This is a genomic window from Acinetobacter sp. CY05 (assembly GCF_059515805.1).
Window position 1 is genome coordinate 1 of record NZ_JCAKMW010000015.1, and the last position, 18,602, is coordinate 18,602.

The 18,602-nt window shown below is 41.6% G+C and carries 18 protein-coding genes and 4 tRNA genes; 2 read left to right on the forward strand and 20 right to left on the reverse strand.

Annotated elements, in window-relative coordinates; genetic code table 11:
- The 19 genes from tuf to AC5YCD_RS11155 form a co-directional block, all read right to left on the reverse strand.
- On the reverse strand, positions 1–1,145 hold a 1,145-nt coding region (tuf, locus tag AC5YCD_RS11065; RefSeq protein ID WP_496130081.1), incomplete at its 3' end, for an elongation factor Tu.
- 151 nt (positions 1,146–1,296) lie between these two features.
- Positions 1,297–1,371, reverse strand: a tRNA-Thr gene (locus AC5YCD_RS11070).
- 22 nt (positions 1,372–1,393) lie between these two features.
- Positions 1,394–1,469: transfer RNA gene (locus tag AC5YCD_RS11075), tRNA-Gly, on the reverse strand.
- 36 nt (positions 1,470–1,505) lie between these two features.
- A tRNA-Tyr gene (locus AC5YCD_RS11080) sits at positions 1,506–1,589 on the reverse strand.
- A gap of 56 nt (positions 1,590–1,645) precedes the next feature.
- A tRNA-Thr gene (locus AC5YCD_RS11085) sits at positions 1,646–1,721 on the reverse strand.
- Positions 1,722–1,820: 99 nt separating this feature from the next.
- The gene (trpE, locus tag AC5YCD_RS11090; protein ID WP_496130082.1) at positions 1,821–3,314 is read right to left on the reverse strand and encodes an anthranilate synthase component I; all 1,494 of its coding nucleotides are present in this window, start codon (positions 3,312–3,314) and stop codon (positions 1,821–1,823) included.
- Positions 3,315–3,440: 126 nt separating this feature from the next.
- Positions 3,441–4,109, reverse strand: a complete 669-nt coding sequence (locus tag AC5YCD_RS11095; RefSeq protein ID WP_496130083.1) for a phosphoglycolate phosphatase — start codon at positions 4,107–4,109, stop codon at positions 3,441–3,443.
- A gap of 63 nt (positions 4,110–4,172) precedes the next feature.
- A complete protein-coding gene (locus AC5YCD_RS11100) occupies positions 4,173–4,817 on the reverse strand; it encodes an FHA domain-containing protein (protein ID WP_496130084.1) in 645 nt (214 codons plus the stop codon).
- A gap of 45 nt (positions 4,818–4,862) precedes the next feature.
- Positions 4,863–7,073, reverse strand: a complete 2,211-nt coding sequence (gspD, locus tag AC5YCD_RS11105; RefSeq protein ID WP_496130158.1) for a type II secretion system secretin GspD — start codon at positions 7,071–7,073, stop codon at positions 4,863–4,865.
- A 32-nt stretch (positions 7,074–7,105) separates the two neighbouring features.
- Positions 7,106–7,936: a type II secretion system protein N gene (locus AC5YCD_RS11110; RefSeq protein WP_496130085.1), complete on the reverse strand. Its 831-nt coding sequence runs from the start codon at positions 7,934–7,936 to the stop codon at positions 7,106–7,108.
- Positions 7,936–8,679 (reverse strand): type II secretion system protein N, encoded by a 744-nt coding sequence (gene gspN, locus AC5YCD_RS11115; RefSeq protein ID WP_496130159.1) that lies wholly within the window; start codon positions 8,677–8,679, stop codon positions 7,936–7,938. The genes AC5YCD_RS11110 and gspN overlap by 1 nt, the downstream gene beginning before the upstream one ends.
- 167 nt (positions 8,680–8,846) lie before the next feature.
- Positions 8,847–9,170, reverse strand: a complete 324-nt coding sequence (locus tag AC5YCD_RS11120; RefSeq protein WP_496130086.1) for an H-NS histone family protein — start codon at positions 9,168–9,170, stop codon at positions 8,847–8,849.
- 125 nt (positions 9,171–9,295) lie between these two features.
- A complete protein-coding gene (locus tag AC5YCD_RS11125) occupies positions 9,296–9,715 on the reverse strand; it encodes an acyl-CoA thioesterase (RefSeq protein WP_496130087.1) in 420 nt (139 codons plus the stop codon).
- A 14-nt stretch (positions 9,716–9,729) separates the two neighbouring features.
- Positions 9,730–10,923 (reverse strand): heme biosynthesis protein HemY, encoded by a 1,194-nt coding sequence (locus AC5YCD_RS11130; RefSeq protein ID WP_496130088.1) that lies wholly within the window; start codon positions 10,921–10,923, stop codon positions 9,730–9,732.
- A 3-nt stretch (positions 10,924–10,926) separates the two neighbouring features.
- The gene (locus tag AC5YCD_RS11135; protein WP_496130089.1) at positions 10,927–11,742 is read right to left on the reverse strand and encodes a hypothetical protein; all 816 of its coding nucleotides are present in this window, start codon (positions 11,740–11,742) and stop codon (positions 10,927–10,929) included.
- Positions 11,739–12,518 (reverse strand): uroporphyrinogen-III synthase, encoded by a 780-nt coding sequence (locus AC5YCD_RS11140; protein WP_496130090.1) that lies wholly within the window; start codon positions 12,516–12,518, stop codon positions 11,739–11,741. Before AC5YCD_RS11140 ends, AC5YCD_RS11135 begins: the two co-directional genes overlap by 4 nt.
- Before the next feature lies 1 nt (position 12,519).
- On the reverse strand, positions 12,520–13,443 hold the full coding sequence (gene hemC / locus AC5YCD_RS11145) for a hydroxymethylbilane synthase (protein ID WP_496130091.1): 924 nt from the start codon (positions 13,441–13,443) through the stop codon (positions 12,520–12,522).
- A gap of 74 nt (positions 13,444–13,517) precedes the next feature.
- Positions 13,518–14,255, reverse strand: coding sequence for a LytR/AlgR family response regulator transcription factor (locus AC5YCD_RS11150; RefSeq protein ID WP_496130092.1), 738 nt, complete (start codon positions 14,253–14,255; stop codon positions 13,518–13,520).
- Between the two features lie 45 nt (positions 14,256–14,300).
- A complete protein-coding gene (locus AC5YCD_RS11155; protein ID WP_496130093.1) occupies positions 14,301–15,455 on the reverse strand; it encodes a sensor histidine kinase in 1,155 nt (384 codons plus the stop codon).
- On the opposite strand from AC5YCD_RS11155, the gene argH reads away from it, so the two are divergent.
- A complete protein-coding gene (gene argH, locus AC5YCD_RS11160) occupies positions 15,446–16,873 on the forward strand; it encodes an argininosuccinate lyase (protein ID WP_496130094.1) in 1,428 nt (475 codons plus the stop codon). The genes AC5YCD_RS11155 and argH overlap by 10 nt on opposite strands.
- A gap of 28 nt (positions 16,874–16,901) precedes the next feature.
- Positions 16,902–17,177 carry an oxidative damage protection protein gene (locus AC5YCD_RS11165; RefSeq protein WP_496130095.1) on the forward strand — a complete coding sequence of 92 codons (276 nt, stop codon included), beginning with the start codon at positions 16,902–16,904 and terminating at the stop codon, positions 17,175–17,177.
- 647 nt (positions 17,178–17,824) lie between these two features.
- Here the strand turns inward: AC5YCD_RS11165 and phoU are convergent.
- On the reverse strand, positions 17,825–18,547 hold the full coding sequence (gene phoU, locus AC5YCD_RS11170; RefSeq protein ID WP_496130096.1) for a phosphate signaling complex protein PhoU: 723 nt from the start codon (positions 18,545–18,547) through the stop codon (positions 17,825–17,827).
- Between the last annotated feature and the right edge of the window lie 55 nt (positions 18,548–18,602).

Sequence of the window (18,602 nt, forward strand, 5' to 3'; positions counted from 1 at the left end):
CCTTCACGGATCGCAAAACGTAGACCTGGGTCCATTGCGATTGGGTGGATTAATTCTACTGACATTTCTACGTTGTCACCAGGCATAACCATTTCAACGCCGTCTTGAAGAGAGATTGCGCCAGTTACGTCAGTTGTACGGAAGTAGAACTGTGGACGGTAACCGTTAAGGAATGGAGTATGACGACCACCTTCTTCTTTAGAAAGTACGTATACTTCTGCGTCGAATTTAGTGTGTGGCTTGATCGCACCTGGTTTAGTTAATACTTGACCACGTTGAACGTCTTCACGCTTAGTACCACGTAGAAGAACACCACAGTTCTCGCCCGCACGACCTTCGTCAAGAAGTTTACGGAACATTTCTACGCCAGTTACAGTTGTTTTAACTGTGTCTTTGATACCAACGATTTCAACTTCTTCGCCTACTTTCACGATACCTGATTCAACACGGCCAGTGACTACTGTACCACGACCAGAAATAGAGAATACGTCTTCGATTGGCATTAAGAATGCTTTATCGATTGCACGTTCTGGTTCTGGGATGTAAGAGTCAAGCGCTTCAACAAGAGCTACAACAGCTGATTCGCCGTATTGACCTTGGTCACCGTTAAGTGCAGCTAAAGCTGAACCACGGATGATTGGAGTATCATCACCTGGGAAGTCGTAAGTAGAAAGAAGTTCACGAACTTCCATTTCTACTAATTCAAGAAGCTCTTCGTCGTCTACAAGGTCGCATTTGTTTAAGAATACAACGATGTAAGGTACACCTACCTGACGAGAAAGAAGGATGTGTTCACGAGTTTGTGGCATTGGACCATCAGTCGCAGCACATACAAGGATCGCACCGTCCATTTGAGCAGCACCAGTAATCATGTTTTTAACATAATCGGCGTGGCCCGGGCAGTCTACGTGAGCGTAGTGACGGATTGGAGAATCGTATTCTACGTGTGAAGTATTAATTGTAATACCACGTGCTTTTTCTTCTGGTGCTGAGTCAATTGCAGCGTAGTCTTTCGCTTCGCCACCAAATTGTTTAGCACATACAGTTGCAATCGCAGCTGTTAAAGTTGTTTTACCATGGTCAACGTGACCAATTGTGCCCACGTTAACGTGTGGCTTATTACGTTCAAACTTAGCTTTAGCCATGTTTATGATCCTCGTTTACGTCGAACACAATCCTGAGTAAAACCCAGCTCCGACATAGCGTTTTAAAAAACCAAACTTCAAATACTTGAAAAGCAGACTAAATAGCCTGCTTTTTGGAAATCTTGTGCAACTTGAGTTGCTAAACTGTATCTGGAGCTCTTATCGAGATTTGAACTCGAGACCTCTCCCTTACCAAGGGAGTGCTCTACCACTGAGCTATAAGAGCAAAATTTTGTACTTCATCATAATGGAGCGGGAGACGAGGGTCGAACTCGCGACATGCAGCTTGGAAGGCTGCCGCTCTACCAACTGAGCTACTCCCGCACTATGTTGGTACATCCACTTGTGAAGTCTTAAAATTGGTGGTGAGAGAAGGATTCGAACCTTCGAAACTTTCGTAGCGGAGTTACAGTCCGCCCCCTTTGACCGCTCGGGAATCTCACCATTTTTACACTTACATCAGTGTTCGTTCTTTACTTTAACTACTCAACTCTCTAAGATGGTGCCGGCACACGGATTCGAACTGTGGACCTACTGATTACAAGTCAGTTGCTCTACCAACTGAGCTATGCCGGCTCTTTCTTAGTGTTTCGTGCGTTTCGCTTCGGAACGATGAGCAGTTTAGCAAAATTTAAAATGTATGCAAGCCTTTTTTTTAAAAAAATCAAAAAAAACCTATAAAATTAACGCATTTGACGATAATTCAACCGATTTGATCACTGCGCGAGCTTTTATTTGCGTTTCTTGCCATTCAGATTCAGGATTTGAGTCATAAACAACGCCTGCACCCGCCTGAACATAGACCTTATTTTCACGAATTACACAGGTTCGAATCGCAATCGACATGTCCATTTCGCCATGCCAGCCTAAATAACCGACAGCGCCACCAAAAATTCCACGTTTTACCGGCTCAACTTCATCAATAATTTGCATGGCACGAATTTTTGGTGCACCAGAAAGTGTTCCTGCGGGGAAAGTTGCTTTAAAAACATCCAAAGCATCCACATCATCACGCACTTCAGCTTGCACATTCGAAACAATATGCATGACATGCGAATAACGTTCGATCACCATTTGATCAGTGACTTGCACTTTACCGATTTTGGCAATGCGTCCAACGTCATTACGTCCCAAATCAATCAGCATTAAATGCTCAGCAATTTCTTTTTCATCTGAAAGCAAATCTTTTTCTAAGGCTAAATCTTCTTCTTTAGTCTTGCCGCGTGGTCGTGTACCCGCTAAAGGTCGTACTGTGGCAATGCCATTTTCTAAACGCGATAAAATTTCAGGTGATGAACCGACAATATGGAAAGGCTGATTATTTTCTAAGGTCTGTCCTTGCACCAAAAATAAATACGGTGATGGATTTAAGTGGCGTAAAGCGCGATACACCTGTAAAGGTTCGCCATCAAAGTCCGACACCATACGATGCCCAGGTACCACTTGCATCACATCACCCGCTTTAATGTACTCTTTAACCTTGGCAATAGACGCTAAAAATTCTTGTTTACCCGTTAAAGACTCAAATTTTGGTGGCGTATGTGCTTTAGCTTGTAATACCACAGGCTGCGCTAGTAATGCCTCTAAGGCATCAAGTTGCGTCTGCGCTTTGTCATAAGCTTCAGCATCGCTGCTATCGGCATGTACAATTAAAAATAAGGTGTCTTTTAAGTTATCAAATACAATCACAGTTTTAGACAGCATCATCCAAATATCAGGCAAACCGACAGGATCGGCTTCAGGCATATTGTTTAGCTTAGGTTCGATATAACGCACTGCGTCATAGCCAAAGTAGCCAACTAAACCTCCTGTAAAGCTTGGCAGCTGGGGTAAATCGGCTTGGGTAGGCACTTTAAACTGTGCTTGGAAGTCGCGGATATATTGAAAAGGATCTGAACAGGCTTGCTTTTGAACGCTGCCATCGGCGTGTTGTACGCTGAGTTGACCGTTATTGCAGGAAAAAACTGTTGATTCACCTAAACCAATAATCGAATAACGCGCCCAGTTCTCACCGCCTTCTACAGATTCGAATAAATAAGCTTGTTGATGCTGTTTTAAGCGGGCAAATACCGAAAGCGGAGTTTCGGTATCGGCAAGGCGTTGGCGGTAGACAGGAATTAAGTTATAGCCTTGCGCTGCAAGTTGGCTAAATTGTGCTTGTGTAGTCATGTAAGGTCTCTATATCGATTTATGGGCTAGATGAAAAATTTGCAAATACAGAGCATCGCCATCGAAAAACCATACATTCATTCATTAGAGCATCCTTAACTGATTTTTTATCTACCGCTAAAATATTTAAACCAACAATTCGGTTAAGTTATCAACCACTTGTTGCGGCTGACAATCTAAAATATTTTCACCATGATTATAGCCATAGCTGACCACAATACAATCAACTCCTGCACGGCGTGCTGCTTCTACATCATTGACAGAATCGCCAATCATTAAAACTTGGGCTTTGGTTACGCCATAATGCTCAACACAGTGCAATAACTGACGTGGATGTGGTTTACGCTCAGTAAAGCGGTCACCACCAATTACATCAGCAAAATAATCATTCATCCCTAACTGTTCGACAATCATACGCGCAGGTGCTTCAGGTTTATTGGTGACACAAACCAAAGTTTTGCCTTGGGCTTTACCCCATGCCAAAAATTCCATAATGCCGTCAAAGGGCTTGGTATCGACACAAGGATCAGCGTTATAGATGTCTAAAAAGGTATCTAACAGTTGTTTATGCTGTGCAGGATGAACTTCGCCCACTAAATATTGCAAAGTGCTTTGGCAAAACAGCGCTGTGCCTTTACCAATCCAGACGCGTACTTGTTCTTCGGTTACATTAGGCAATTGCAGCACGTTTAAGCTCATATTCATGGCGCGATATAAATCAAAGGCTGAATCGACTAAGGTGCCGTCTAAATCAAATAAAATCACTTGACGTTGATCAAGTTTAGCAACTGACATATTGTTTCCCTCAAAAATAAAGGCATGCGATGGCATGCCTTGTTATTGTTATGCGTGCAAATATTATTTAAACATCACAAAGGCTAACACTGCGATGATGATGATCGCAATCACCGTCATTAAGCCAACTGTGGTATTTTTTTGCTGTTCTTGTGCCGCTTCTACGCGTGATTCTGGTTGTTCAACTGGCACAGGCTTTGGCTCAGGTGTGGCCGCAGTTAAGTCAACACCTTCAGGAATCGGTGCAGGCTTTGGCACACCCACGTTGGTTGGCATCCCATCACGGCTTAATTGCACCGAGGCATCACGCTCTTTTAAGCTTGGCATACCTTGCTCATTCATTTGCTTGGCAGGTGATACTTCTTTGACTGCTTCTTCAACCGATTTCTCTAAAGCAGGATCGACAGTGAGCTCTTGCGCTGGGGCAAGCACAGAGAATTTAATACTGGCAAACTGTACGATATCACCATCTTTTAACAACACTTGTTCGCTAATACGATTGTCATTAACAAAAGTGCCGTTTGAAGAGGCTAAGTCTTGTAGCCAAAGTGCATCTTCTACGCGTAGAAATGCTGCGTGCTTACGTGAAATTTCACTCGACTGTAATACGATGTCCGCAGCCTGATGACGTCCGACCAACATATCACGGTCGATGCTAATTTCTTGGCCAGCAAGTTCAGCTGAAATCGCTTGTAATTTCCAAGTCATGAAATAAGTCTCTCGTGTGATTTTTTCACCATCATAACATGCTGTTTACTGTGCCTCATTAGTCACAGGGCGAATTGTGGTGGTGGTTACGGTATTTTTTGTACGCTCTACCATGGGCTCAATCGCAACAGGTGTCGTCACTGCTGTACTGGCACTACTCGTAGGTGCTGAGGGTACATTTTGATAAGGACTATCTTTTGCTGCTTTAGATACAGGCAAACGCTGTAAATAAACATCATCAATATTCTCAGGCAGTTTGGCAAAGTTGCCATCGCCATCCATCGCCAATTGCAGACTATACAGATGATCATAACGACGCTGCGAAATACGACGTACATCGGCACTATCGCCCACAATGGTCGGGTGGATAAACACCAATAAGTTGCGTTTTTCATTGAGTGACGCGTCAGAACGGAATAAGCGCCCAATCCCCGGTAATGAACCCAAACCTGGTACAGATTGACGAGTATGTACTGAGTTATCAGAAATTAAACCGCCCAAGACAATGGTTTGTCCATGTTCAGCTAAGATTGCGGTTTTAATGGCACGTTTACTGGTGACTAAATCTTGCGCCTGACCTTTGTCTTGTACCGCAGAGACTTCTTGTTCGACTTCTAAACGAACTGTGCCACCTTCACCAATATGTGGAATCACTTTTAGGGTCACACCCACGTCTTTACGTTCTACCGTGGTATAAGGATTGACACCACTGGTGGTCGTTGCTGCCGAACCTGTAACAAAAGGTACGTTTTGACCCACTACAATATAGGCTTCTTCATTGTCCATGGTGACAATAGACGGGGTCGACAGTAAATTAGATTTGGTCTTTTCTTTTAAGGCTTGAATTAACGCACCATATAAACGCCGTGAACCATTACTGCCTTCACGATAATCACCTAATACTAAGGACGTCCCCGCACTGCCTGCTGCAGCGGCACCTAGTCCTGCTGCACCCCCCGTTAAATAACCGGCAGCTAAGTTACCTAAACTTGAACCCACATTATCAAAGTTAATTAAACCCACACCGCTGCTAATATCACCGAGTGCCCATTGCACACCAAGTTGATCAGCATCGTTGCCTTCAACTTCAATAATCGCGGCTTCAATTAACACTTGCTGACGACGAATATCAAGTTGCTGAATTGCCGACTCAATTTCACGCATTAATTGTGGTTCGGCTTTAACCACCAGAGCATTCTGGCTTGGATCCGCAATAATACTCACACCCTCAGCGCTAAAACTGGTCAGATTGTTATTGTTGTTACTACTTGAGCTACCTAAATTAATACTTGGGGTATTAATACTGCTTGAGCCGTTATTGCTGCTTGAGTTACTGCTATTGCTATTGCTATTTGTAGTATTGCTATTGTTACTGTTATTCACCGCTTGACCTGTGACCAAGCCTTGTAAAATATTTGCCAGTTTATCGGCACTGGCATATTTTAAACGGAAGACTTTTAGACCACCTAAACGATCTGCTGCAGGTACATCTAAGGTTTCAATCATTTGGCGAATACGTTTACGTGTTGCAGTATCCCCTTTGACTAAAATACGGTTAGTACGCGTATCTGCCATTAAACGCACGCGTGAACCTTTGATATCTTTGGCAGCACCGGTTGAGCTCATGCCCTCTAACAAACTCATCATTTCTTCAGCTTGACTGGAATGCAACCGAATGGCTTCAAAATCATTTTGTCCTGTGCCATCTAAATTACGCACAATACTTTCAAGCTGATAAATATTGCTGGCACGATCTGAAATAATTAAAGCATTGGTGCCCGGCACTGCAGCCAGATGCGCAAATTGCGGCATTAAAGGCCGTAAAGCCGGAATTAAATCATTCGGATTGGTATTATCGAGCCACAGCACTCGGGTGACAATTTGGTCGCCACCGGCACGATGACGCGCATCAAATGGGATGCCTGAACTTTTGACATTACTGTCTGGCACCAACTTAATGGTATTGCCCGATGGAATCGCCACCACCCCATTGACATTGAGCACGCCTAAAAACAGGTCATAGACTTCGGCTTTATTCAGTGGTTCATTGGAAATCACGGTGACATTGCCGCGTACTCGCGGATCTACAGCAAAGTTTTTACCTGTTATATCTGCAACTTCATTAATAAAGGCGGTTAAATCCGCATCACGTAAGTTAATTTTCCATGTTTGTGCTGATACTGCAGTGCTCGCCATAACAAGGAGCGGTGCTGCTACGACCAAGCCCCAAGCACGCTCATGATTAAATAAAGCCATCATCTACCGAATTTCCTTGCGCTGATTGTGCATCAGTTTAAATCTTGTTGAATAGTAATCACTTGATCACCACGTTGTACTTCGAGTTTGACCTGTCCAGACTGACGCGCTTGTTCTAAGAGCTGCGCCTCATTTTGTCCGGCGCTTAAACGCTGTCCATTTAAAGACAAAACGCGATCACCCGGTTGTAAACCTAATTTGCGTCTTAAGACCAGTGGCGTACGAGCACTAACTTGATAGCCCTCTCCACCATCGCTGGTTGCGCCCATAGTTTGTAAATATTGCTCACGATTTTGTTGCAATTGCTGCACCGCTTGACCCATAGCTTGTTCTGTATTGCTTGGTGTCAAGGCAGCGGTAGAAGGTGCTGGTGCTGGATTCTGCTGCGCCTTGAAAGACAAATCCTGATTTAGATTTTCCATCGTAGCCATTTTCAGTATTTCTGTGGCACCTGTTGGGCTACGTAAAATCACTTTATCCCAATACACTTCGGCGAGTTGGTAGTTGCTATCCGCAATAAACTCCCCTACACGATAACGCTCTGCCACATTATTGGCTTTAATGACCGCTGAAGAAAATTGACTCGGTGAACCAATCACCACGCCATGCAAACTCATATTTGAATTAGTGATTGCAGCCGGTGCTTGATTGGCTTTAAACAAGGCAAAATGACTAATATTGGGTACACTTGCTTGTTGTGAGCCTAAATTTACCCGTTCAAATTGCATAGCTTGCATAGGGGCTAGCACCAACCAAAATAAGGTCGCTAATTTCCAACATAAATAAATTAACAACAGCGCAAAAATAACCGGTGCAACTTGATCGAGTTTTTTAAGATCCAATTGATCACGCCAATGACGCATTAGTTCAACCCTCTAAATAGAGGTTGGCGGGTACTCAGTACATACGTATCTAAACCTGCTTTACCCTGATAAGAAGGGACATTTAAGAGTAAGCGCTGTGTCAATTGCACATCCAGCATCATCTGTTGATCTAGGCTCAAATTCAGCATTTTTTGTTCACGATTGTCACGCCCATCGAGGACCAATTTGCCCTCATGTGCAGCTAAATTGGCTTTTAACATGGGTACATTCATGCGTTCTTGGCGCTCAGCATAACGATATAAAAGTTCGCCACCAGCCCAATTGACTTGACCTTGCGCTTGTATAAAACCTTGCTCGGGCTTGTAGTGCAGAGATACGTCTTCAAGTTGCAAGTGATTGGATGGCCACTGCCATGCAGCTAAATTTTTTAAAGTATCTGGCGCAACTTGACCATTCAAATCTTGGATGATGATTTTTTTCCCCAAGCTATAGGCCATCACGCCTTCTAACTGGCTTTGTCCGCTATGCAAATCAAGATTGGCTGCTGCACGTAAGCGTAAAAGATCTAAAGGACGCACTTGCCATTTCAGCAAACCACGGAGCTGCCCTTTACTCCAATCCGCTTGACCGGACCAGATGTTGCCACTGATATTGTGTAGGCTGTGCTGTTTTGGATAAAACTTTGCCACAAGCCAAGCTGCTGGCACTTGCAGCAACACACAGATTAAAAACGTCAAGGCGGCAAATAACCACCAATGCAGCATTTTGGGCTTTTTCATCATCCCTGAACAACCAATCGCATTTTGTATTTTACCTTGGGATATTTTTTCATCAGCATGCCACATTATGCATAATTTTCTAGGTACGCCAATTCTAAGCCATAAAAAAACCAAGCACATTGGCTTGGTTTTAATAATCTAAACGACTTTTATGAACAACTGATGAAAACTCAGATTAAAAAGTCTTCTAATTTAGCCCCTTTTTCAAGCTCAGCGACTAACCAACGTGGTTGTTTACCACGACCCGTCCATGTATCTGACGGATTATTTTTATTACGATAACGTGGTTCTACTGCTTTACGTGTGCTTTTCTTACGTTTTTGCGCACCAAATTCTAAAATCTGTTCAATGCTTAAACCGACATTATCAGCAATCGCCGTAATTTGATTATAAGCGTCTTCAATTGCCTGATCTTTCTTTGAGGCAATTAATAACTCTGCTTCTGCTTGTAAACGCTTTAATTCTTCCACTGATAAATTGCTAATATCTGGCATTTTCCTACTCCACAATTATTTATTCATTTACTCGAGTTGTTGGCATCTTATTTTTATTAAAAGAAAGATTCAACACGTGGATATAATAAATAACAATACATCTACATAATAGGCTTTTACTGTATTTATTTTAACTCTGGATGCAGTTTTAATATACTTTGCCTTAATTCATGAGGAATTAAAGTTTTCTCACCTGTTTTTTTATTCAACATTACTTGTACTGCTTCACCTATTGCCACTACACGCTGTTGCTCCGTGCTGTATAACAAATAACTCATGCGTAAGGCACTATTTCTTATTTCTTCTACTCTCACCCCTATTTTTAATACATCTGGATAAACCGTTGGGCTTAAATATTTGCACTGGCTAAGCGCAATCACTGTATTAATATCATGACGTCTTAATTTGAGTTGATCGATAAAATAAATTCGTGCATTTTCCATGTAGCGGTAATAAACCACATTATTGACATGTCCTAATGCATCCATGTCACCCCAGTCCACACGCTGTTCAAATAGCACTGGATAATCATCTAGTTTTAACATTTTTTAATCCATGGTTAGTTTTTTATTGCAATCTGATGTGTGTTATTTTCAAAGATTATATTGAGTTGCTGCAATAAATTGGGCTGTTGTTTTAATGCCTGTTGTACTCTTAAATAACTCATTAATACATGCTCAGGGTATAAATGCAGAAGTTGCTCTGCTTCAGCTTCTCTATAGGTTGCTTGATAAACATAATATTTGGCAAAATTTAACACCGGCACACTCAGATATTGCTGTTCCCACAGCATAATATGTTGCTCAATCTCGGCATAATCTGGTTGTGGTTGGCGTAACTGCTGCTGTAACCATAAATAGAAAACTTCTTCATGAAATTGCTGTGCTAGTAAATGCTGTGCTAATACTTGCTGCTCATGTTGCATATCCGCTAAACGTGTCAAAATTCGCAACCAGCATAATTTTACAGCTGCGTCTTTAGCCTCTAAATCTGTGCTGACCGCAATGTACCGCTGTTTAAGGTATTCAAGATCCTCTTGACTTGCTTGCTCAAATTGCTGCAAAACTTGTTCCAACCATTGGACTTTGGTTTCTGTGGCCAAATGTCCATATTGCGTTGCGCGTAAATATACCCAAGGAAATTGCAGGGCAAAACGCCCCCACAAGGCAATCAGACGTTTTTGATACGCTTGTGCGACGTCTTCAAGCCATGGCGATAATGCGTGTTGATTTAAAAACTCAAGGTGGGTGAGCGCTTGTTCAGCATCACCTTGCGCCAAATAAATTTCGATTCTTTGCAGTTCAGACAATTCAAATGCCATGGCGTGGGTATGATTTAAGGCCAAGAGTGCTTTTTGGCTTTGACCTTGCATATTGGCTAACTTGGCCTGCATAACCCCTTGTAATAACGCTGACTGTTGAAAGGCTTGTTGAATAAAAGCTTGTTGGTCACGTCCAGCATCCAATAACCAAATAACCGCCAACTGTTCATAAGGGTGTAAGTTTTTAAAATTGAGTAAGTTTTCTCTTTTGCGCTGTTCACGACTTAAATAACCTTTGACCAAATACCATAAACTTTGTGCCAAAAGACTCAGGAACGCTAAAACAATAAACAGGACCCAAAAGTTGCTTTGAACTTGCCAGTTACGCCAATATAAATAGACATAGCCTGCACCATGCCCATAACTCAACACACTTAAGATTGCAAAAGCCAGTAAAGTAATCATGGCATAGGCAAGTAAAATTTGGCGCATGACTTATCTCAGTAAAGCTCGGGTGGTCAATACAGGAGGAACCAAGCGAGTTAAAGCTTTGGCTCGTTCAATTTTTTGTAAAATTTGCTGGGCTTTTTGATCAGGCAACTGCTGTAAGTTTTTACTCACAATGGTCATTTCTTGCTGGTAGGCTAAATATTGTCCCTGCAATAACATCTGACGTGCCAGTAAAATGTGCAACTGTGCCTCTTTTAACACAAATTGGCGCTGCATCAGAAGATGCGAGGGTTGATCGACTGACTCTACTTGCAACCATTTTTGCCAAAATGCAGCTTTAGGTTCATGAGGAACCGTTAAATTCTGCTGACGAATTTCAGTACTGAGTACGCTGTCGAGTTGTTGCAGCAGCTGATTTATATGTTGCTGTTGTTGCTGACGCGTATTTACAAAATTTTGAATATCTTGCCGATCTTTTAAAATAGCTGCAGCCAAGGCTGCTTTTAAGCTATCAGAAACACTCGATTGTGTTAAATCAGCTTGTAAATGACTGAGTTTTTCTAAAGCATAGGTATACTGTTGCTGTTTTAAGGCAAACTCAACCAAATCCAGTTGCTGTTGAATCAGGACCAGTGGATGAATTGTGCTCCCTTGATCAGTCGGGGCAAGTGGCGCCGGAGTCTGCTCTGTATCACGCTGTAAGGCCACTAAACGATCATTTAAACTGGCATTACGCTGTTGAGCCTGATGTAAACTTTGCTGCATATGCAGTTGTGCTTGCGTCAACTGCATCACATCATAACTGAGTTTAACCAACCAGCCCAACAGCACAATACCCAATAAGATCAAGACCTTCTTCATGCTTTTCCTTCATCTTTATTTAGCTTGGCCATAATACTGTCCGGTTGAAGCTGTGATACTTCAATAATTTTAAACTCATTACGGTGCACAGCACGATATTGACCAAGTAAGCTCGCCAAACGTGTCCCCAACACCACATATTGCGCCCGAGCAATCACAGCTGGATGTGCTTTTAAGAGTGCTAACCAATTATGCCAACTGGCCTCACTACTGATTAACACCGTATATTCAGGTTGCTTTCGAAGCTGCGCTAATAGCGTTTGAATGAGTGTTTTACTGTGTACAGGACAATCACGTTGATACAACAACATATTCACAATTTGCATTCCTGCCTCTTGTAATTGTTGCATCATAAATTGTCGCCCACCTTCGCCACGCCAAAAAGCAATACGACTGCCTCGCGCTAAATGTTGCAGACTTGGCAGCTGTAACATCCCTTCCGAGGTTTCTAGTTCAGGAATATGGGCTTGAATCCCATATTTTGCCAAAGCTTGAGCTGTCTTTAGCCCCACCGCCACCCATTCCACTTGGGCTAAATCCACCACAGATAAACCACTTTTGGCTAGATATTGCATGCTAATCTCAACTGCGGTAGGGCTAACCACCACAATCACTTGGCTGCTGGGCAATTGCTGATATAAGCTAGCCAACGCAGGTGTGTATGGGAAGGCTTGTAATTCAAGTAATGGCAACTCAAAAACATCAATCTGCTGTTTTGACAGTGCCAGAGACAAAGCTGCGGCACGATCATGCGGACGGGTATTAATAAACAGCATATTATTTTTGATAGAGGGCTTGTAGCAACTCGCCTGCACCTTGCGCCAATAAGTCTTTAGCCAGTGCCACACCAAGTGCTTCGGCTTGCTCTGGCTGACCTTGCACGTGTGCCTTTAATAGAGTTTGACCATCTACACTGCCAACCCGGCCTTCAAGCTGAATTTCGCCATTTTCTAGGGTGGCATAAGCTGCAATAGGCACTTGGCAACCACCTTCTAAATAAGCGTTAAAGGCGCGTTCGGCACGTACACACACATCAGTTTCAGCATGCATAAGTGGCATAATTAAATCCAATACCGCTTGGTCATTGCTACGGCATTCCAAACCTAAGGCACCTTGCCCCACTGCAGGCAAGCTAACTTGGGCATCTAAGCTATGACGGATACGCTCAGGCATTTCAAGACGTTTTAAGCCAGCACTGGCTAAAATGATGGCATCATATTGACCTGCGTCAAGTTTAGATAAACGTGTGCCGACATTGCCGCGTAGATCCAAAATTTCTAAATCAGGACGCGCCTGTAAAATTTGACACTTACGACGTAAACTTGAAGTGCCCACTTTAGCACCTTGCGGTAAATCAGCAAAACTTGCATAAGTATTAGAGACAAAAGCATCCAGTGGATCTTCGCGCTCGCAAGTCACGGCTAGCGCTAAACCTTCAGGCAGCGCCATAGGTACATCTTTCATTGAGTGCACCGCTAAATCTGCACGTCCATCAAGTAATGCAGCTTCTAATTCTTTGACAAATAAACCTTTACCGCCAATTTTTGCCAATGGGGTATCTAAAATTTTGTCGCCCTGAGTGACAAACGTCACTAACTCCACGGTTAAATCCGCATGTAAGCGCTCTAAACGTGCACGAATATGCTCTGCTTGCCAAAGTGCAAGTGGACTTTGTCGAGTGGCAATTTTCAGGGTTTTCATAGGCTATTAAATCTTTATTGCAATATGTTTAAACTTAACCTGATCCCTTAAAAATGCAAGCAGATTTATTGCTTTTACAACTTTTGAATACGTTCCCGTAGATGAGGTAAATGCCGACGACTGACTGCCAAACGTTCCTCTAAATCACGACAACGCACTTGATATTGCCCTGCACCTAAAATTTCTAAGCCTTCTAAATAGGCAATAGAGACCAACGCATTACGATGAATGCGAATAAATTGATCAGCAAATTCTTGTTCTAAATCTTTTAAGGTTTCGTCTATGAGTACACTGCCATTTTTATGGCGTACCGTGACATATTTTTGATCCGCTAAAAAATAGTAAATATTTTCTAAGGGTACCAGTTCCACTCCGCGGTGGGTTTTTGCCGCAATCTGCTGGCGTTTTACTTTAATTTCGTCCATATATTCTTGTTGTTTTAAAAGGCTCAATTGAGCTTGGTTAATTTTAGTTAGCCGCTCCAAAACCCGCTGCAATTCCTGTTGCATAATCGGTTTTAATAAGTAGCCATCTGCCATCTGAAATGCATCTAAAGCATGTTCATCATACGCGGTACAAAACACAATTGCTGGCATAGGATCAAGTTCACGCAAATACTCAGCACAACTTAAACCATCCATTTCAGGCATTTGTATATCTAATAATACGACATCTGGTTGATAAAGCTCTGTCAACTCAATTGCTTGCTTACCATGGCTCGCCACCGCCACCACCTCATGCCCAAGCTGTTCAACCAATCGTGACAGACGCTGTGTTGCCAAAGCTTCATCGTCACAAATTAGGATGTCCATGTATCCTCCTTTTATCCAAAAACTCGATTTAAAATGTGGCGTTTATTATTTTTTATAAATGTATTGCACCACTGTAGTAAATATTCCAGCACCTGCATAGTTCTGAAATGTTACCTTTTCCCCAAAATATGCCTCAAGGCGCTGTTTTACATTGTCTAAAGCAATACCATGACCACGCGTTTGCCCTAACTCAGATGCCACGTATGGATTGGTAATAATAATATTAACTTGTTTTTCACGTATTTCGATTAAAATCGTAATTTGGCTTGGGGCTAAAATCTTTTCTACCCCATGGCTAATGCTATTTTCTAATAAAGGTTGCAAGGTTAATAAAGGAATTTTAACCTCACGAGCTCGTTCTAAATGCACAAATTTCCATTCGACATTTAAACGCTCAGCTAAACGCACTTGCTCAATGGCTAAATAACGCTGACATAATTCAATTTCATCTTTGAGGGGGACTAATTTTAATTCTTGTAAACTGGCGCGAAATAAACGTGATAAATCTATTAACATTTGTTCAGCTTTGTCAGGATCAATGCTAATTAAACTTAAAACATTATTTAAGCTATTAAATAAGAAGTGTGGCTGAATGCGTGCTTGTAAGGCTTGAATACGCGCTTTAAGTTCACTTTGCTGCTGACGTAACCATTGTTCGCGCAAAAATACATAACGAAAGCAAAATAATCCCAGTAATACCCCATAACTTAAATGTAAGCTTAGGCCCTCAAACAAAATCCCCCAGTGAAAATCTCTAAAACTCCAATGACTGCCCCAATACATTAAAAAATTTAAACTTAAGCTGGTGAAAAATACGATACCCTGTAATAACCCAAAGCCCGTGATTAAGTTTTGACTTAAAGATAAACCAGCCAGCTTGGGCTGCATTTTTTCAAAACATGCGACAAAACTGATTAACACCCAATTGATATATAACGCATATTCTAATAAACGCATGCCACTTAAATTGGCCCAACCACGTGATTCGGCAAGGCTTAATAACATGGCCAAAATATTGCTGGCAATAAATAGCTCAATTAAATGTTGCCAACGTTTGGTTTTCGTAAAAAAATAAGCAAATTGCGTTGTATCTGACGCAGACGCAACAGTTTGAAAGTCTTCTGTGTGAGCAAGCCTTTTTGAATTTGTTATACTCGTTGTTAAATCACTGCTTTTTTTATTGAGCCGACATGACCACATCTTCTAATTCCTCAAATACACAAGCCCAAACTTCAGGCATGTGGGGCGGCCGCTTCTCAGAAGCGACTGACGCATTCGTTGCAGAATTTACCGCATCTGTACAGTTTGACCAACGTTTTTATAAACAAGATATTGCAGGTTCAATCGCCCATGCGACCATGCTTGCTAAAGTTGGCGTTTTGACTGAACAAGAACGCAATGACATCGTTAACGGCTTAAACCAAATTAAGGCTGAAATTGAAGCAGGTCAGTTCGAATGGCGCATCGATTTAGAAGATGTGCATATGAACATTGAATCGCGTCTAACGCAGCGCATTGGTATTGCAGGTAAAAAGCTTCATACAGGTCGTAGCCGTAACGACCAAGTGGCAACAGACATTCGTTTATATGTACGTGATGAAATTGATGCCATTCTGCAATTGTTGCAAAAACTACAAAAAGGTATTTTAGGTTTAGCAGCTCAACACACCGACACCATTATGCCGGGCTTCACGCATTTACAAACAGCACAGCCTGTGACTTTTGGTCACCATTTAATGGCTTGGTTTGAAATGTTAGTACGTGACTCTGAGCGTTTAATTGACTGCCGTAAACGTGCTAACCGTATGCCACTGGGTTCAGCTGCGCTTGCAGGTACCACTTACCCAATCGACCGTGCTTATACAGCTGAACTTCTAGGTTTTGAAGCTGTAGCTGAAAACTCACTTGATGCGGTGTCAGATCGTGACTTTGGTATTGAATTTAACGCTGCAGCATCGTTAATTATGATGCATTTATCACGTATGTCAGAAGAAATGATTCTTTGGACATCAGCACAGTTTAAGTTTGTGAATATTCCAGACCGTTTCTGTACTGGTTCTTCAATCATGCCACAAAAGAAAAACCCAGATGTGCCTGAGTTAATCCGCGGTAAAACTGGCCGTGTCTATGGCGACTTAATGAGCTTACTTACCCTCATGAAAGGTCAACCATTGGCTTATAACAAAGACAACCAAGAAGACAAAGAGCCATTGTTTGATGCCATCGATACCGTTCGTGGTTCACTCATGGCCTTTGCTGACATGATTCCAGCACTTGTGCCAAACGTAGAAGTTATGCGTGAAGCTGCGCTACGTGGTTTCTCAACTGCAACTGACCTTGCCGATTACCTAGTGAAAAACGGCGTAGCTTTCCGCGATGCACACGAAATTGTCGGTAAAGCTGTAGCCCTTGGTGTCCAAGAAGGTAAAGATTTATCTGAACTTAGCCTTGAGCAGTTACAACAGTTCTCTGACTTAATTCAAGCAGATGTCTTTGAAAAAGCCTTAACTTTAGAAGCATCAGTAAATGCACGTAACCATATTGGTGGTACTGCACCAAATCAAGTGAAAGCTGCTATTGAACGTGCATATGTACGTTTAGAAAAACTTTACGCTTAATTGCTCAATCTATAATTGGAGTATTGATATGTCTCGACAAGTATTTTGCCGTAAATATCAACAAGAAATGGAAGGCTTAGCTTTTGCACCATTCCCAGGTGCCAAGGGTCAAGAGCTCTTTGAAACTGTTTCTAAACAAGCTTGGGGTGAATGGTTAAAGCATCAAACCACATTGATTAACGAAAAACGTTTAAATGTATTTGAAGCAGATGCCAAAAAGTTCCTTGAAGAACAACGTGAGAAGTTCTTTAACAATGATGAATCATTGGAAAAAGCTGAAGGCCTAAAGCCTGAAGAAAAGTAAGAAACTCTCTTATTTTTTGTATCACAATAGCTTAATTGTGCATAAGCTCTAATAAAAAAGAGCCTTATCAGAGGCTCTTTTTTACTTTAACATTTATCTACACTTTGCCTATAAAAAATCTAAGCATGCTATTTTAAATAGATTCAGTTAATTACTTGGAAAAAATGCTTTCTAAAAATTAAAGCCACTGCCTGCCATTTAAAAATCGCTGCTGGCTTCAGTTTGAAGATGTTTATCACTTATAAACATTTAAATAGTTTGAGATGATAAAGAACTCTATTTGATGTTTAAAAAACACACAACCCAACAATATCACGCTCTTTTAGCTCTAGATCACAATGTGATTAGCATCACAAACCATTATTTAAAAATGGTGGTTTATGTATATTTAGTGCGCAATATATGATTTATATTACACATCAGATACATATGCATATAAAACACAACAATCCTACACAATAAGCCACAATACAAGTAAATGAGTTATTTATATACTGAACCTTATTCAGAAAATGCTTAGCTTTTTCTCAAAAGTTTTAAATTTTACTCCCAGATTTTCCCCCAAAAATCTGGGATTTTTTTATCTATAACTTTAACAAAATGCTATAGCCATTAAAAATCAGCTTGTTTTTTTCTCTACCTGCAACTTAGCGTTTATGTACTTTTTCTTCAATTTCTTGCAAGCTGGTATGACGTACATCCAGACCTTTAACCATATAAATCACTTGTTCAGAAATATTACGGGCATGATCGCCAATTCTTTCTAAAGAACGTAATACCCACATGACATTAATCACGCGTGAAATATGACGTGGATCTTCAATCATATAAGTCATTAAGGTACGTGTTGCAGATTGATATTCACGATCAATATCTGCATCTGCTAATAAAACACGTAATGCCTGGTCGATATCTAAGCGTGCAAAAGCATCAAGCGCTTCATGAATCATCACCCGCACTTGGTTACCAATATGACGAGTTTCCATATAGCCACGTGGTGAACCACCCTCTTCACACAAGTTTTGTGCAATACGGGCAATTTTAGCCGCCTCATCACCAATACGCTCTAAATCGGTATTGGCTTTACTCATGGCAATCACCATACGTAAATCACTCGCAGCAGGATGACGACGTGCCAAAATTAAAGTTAAAGCTTCATCAATTTCACTTTCGAGTTTATTCACGGCGTTGTCTTTAAATTGTACTTCCATCGCCATAGGCGCATTAGTGTCAAGTAATGCATGAATCGCATTGGTGACTTGTTGCTCCACTAAACCACCCATGGTCATAAACTTGGTGTTTACGGCTTGCAATTCTTCATTAAATTGCGAAGAAATATGGTGATTTAACACAGGATTAGTTGGGCTCAAAGTCATCACTCCACAGCATGTTTACGACATCAGATTGGCAGCATAGTATTAAAGC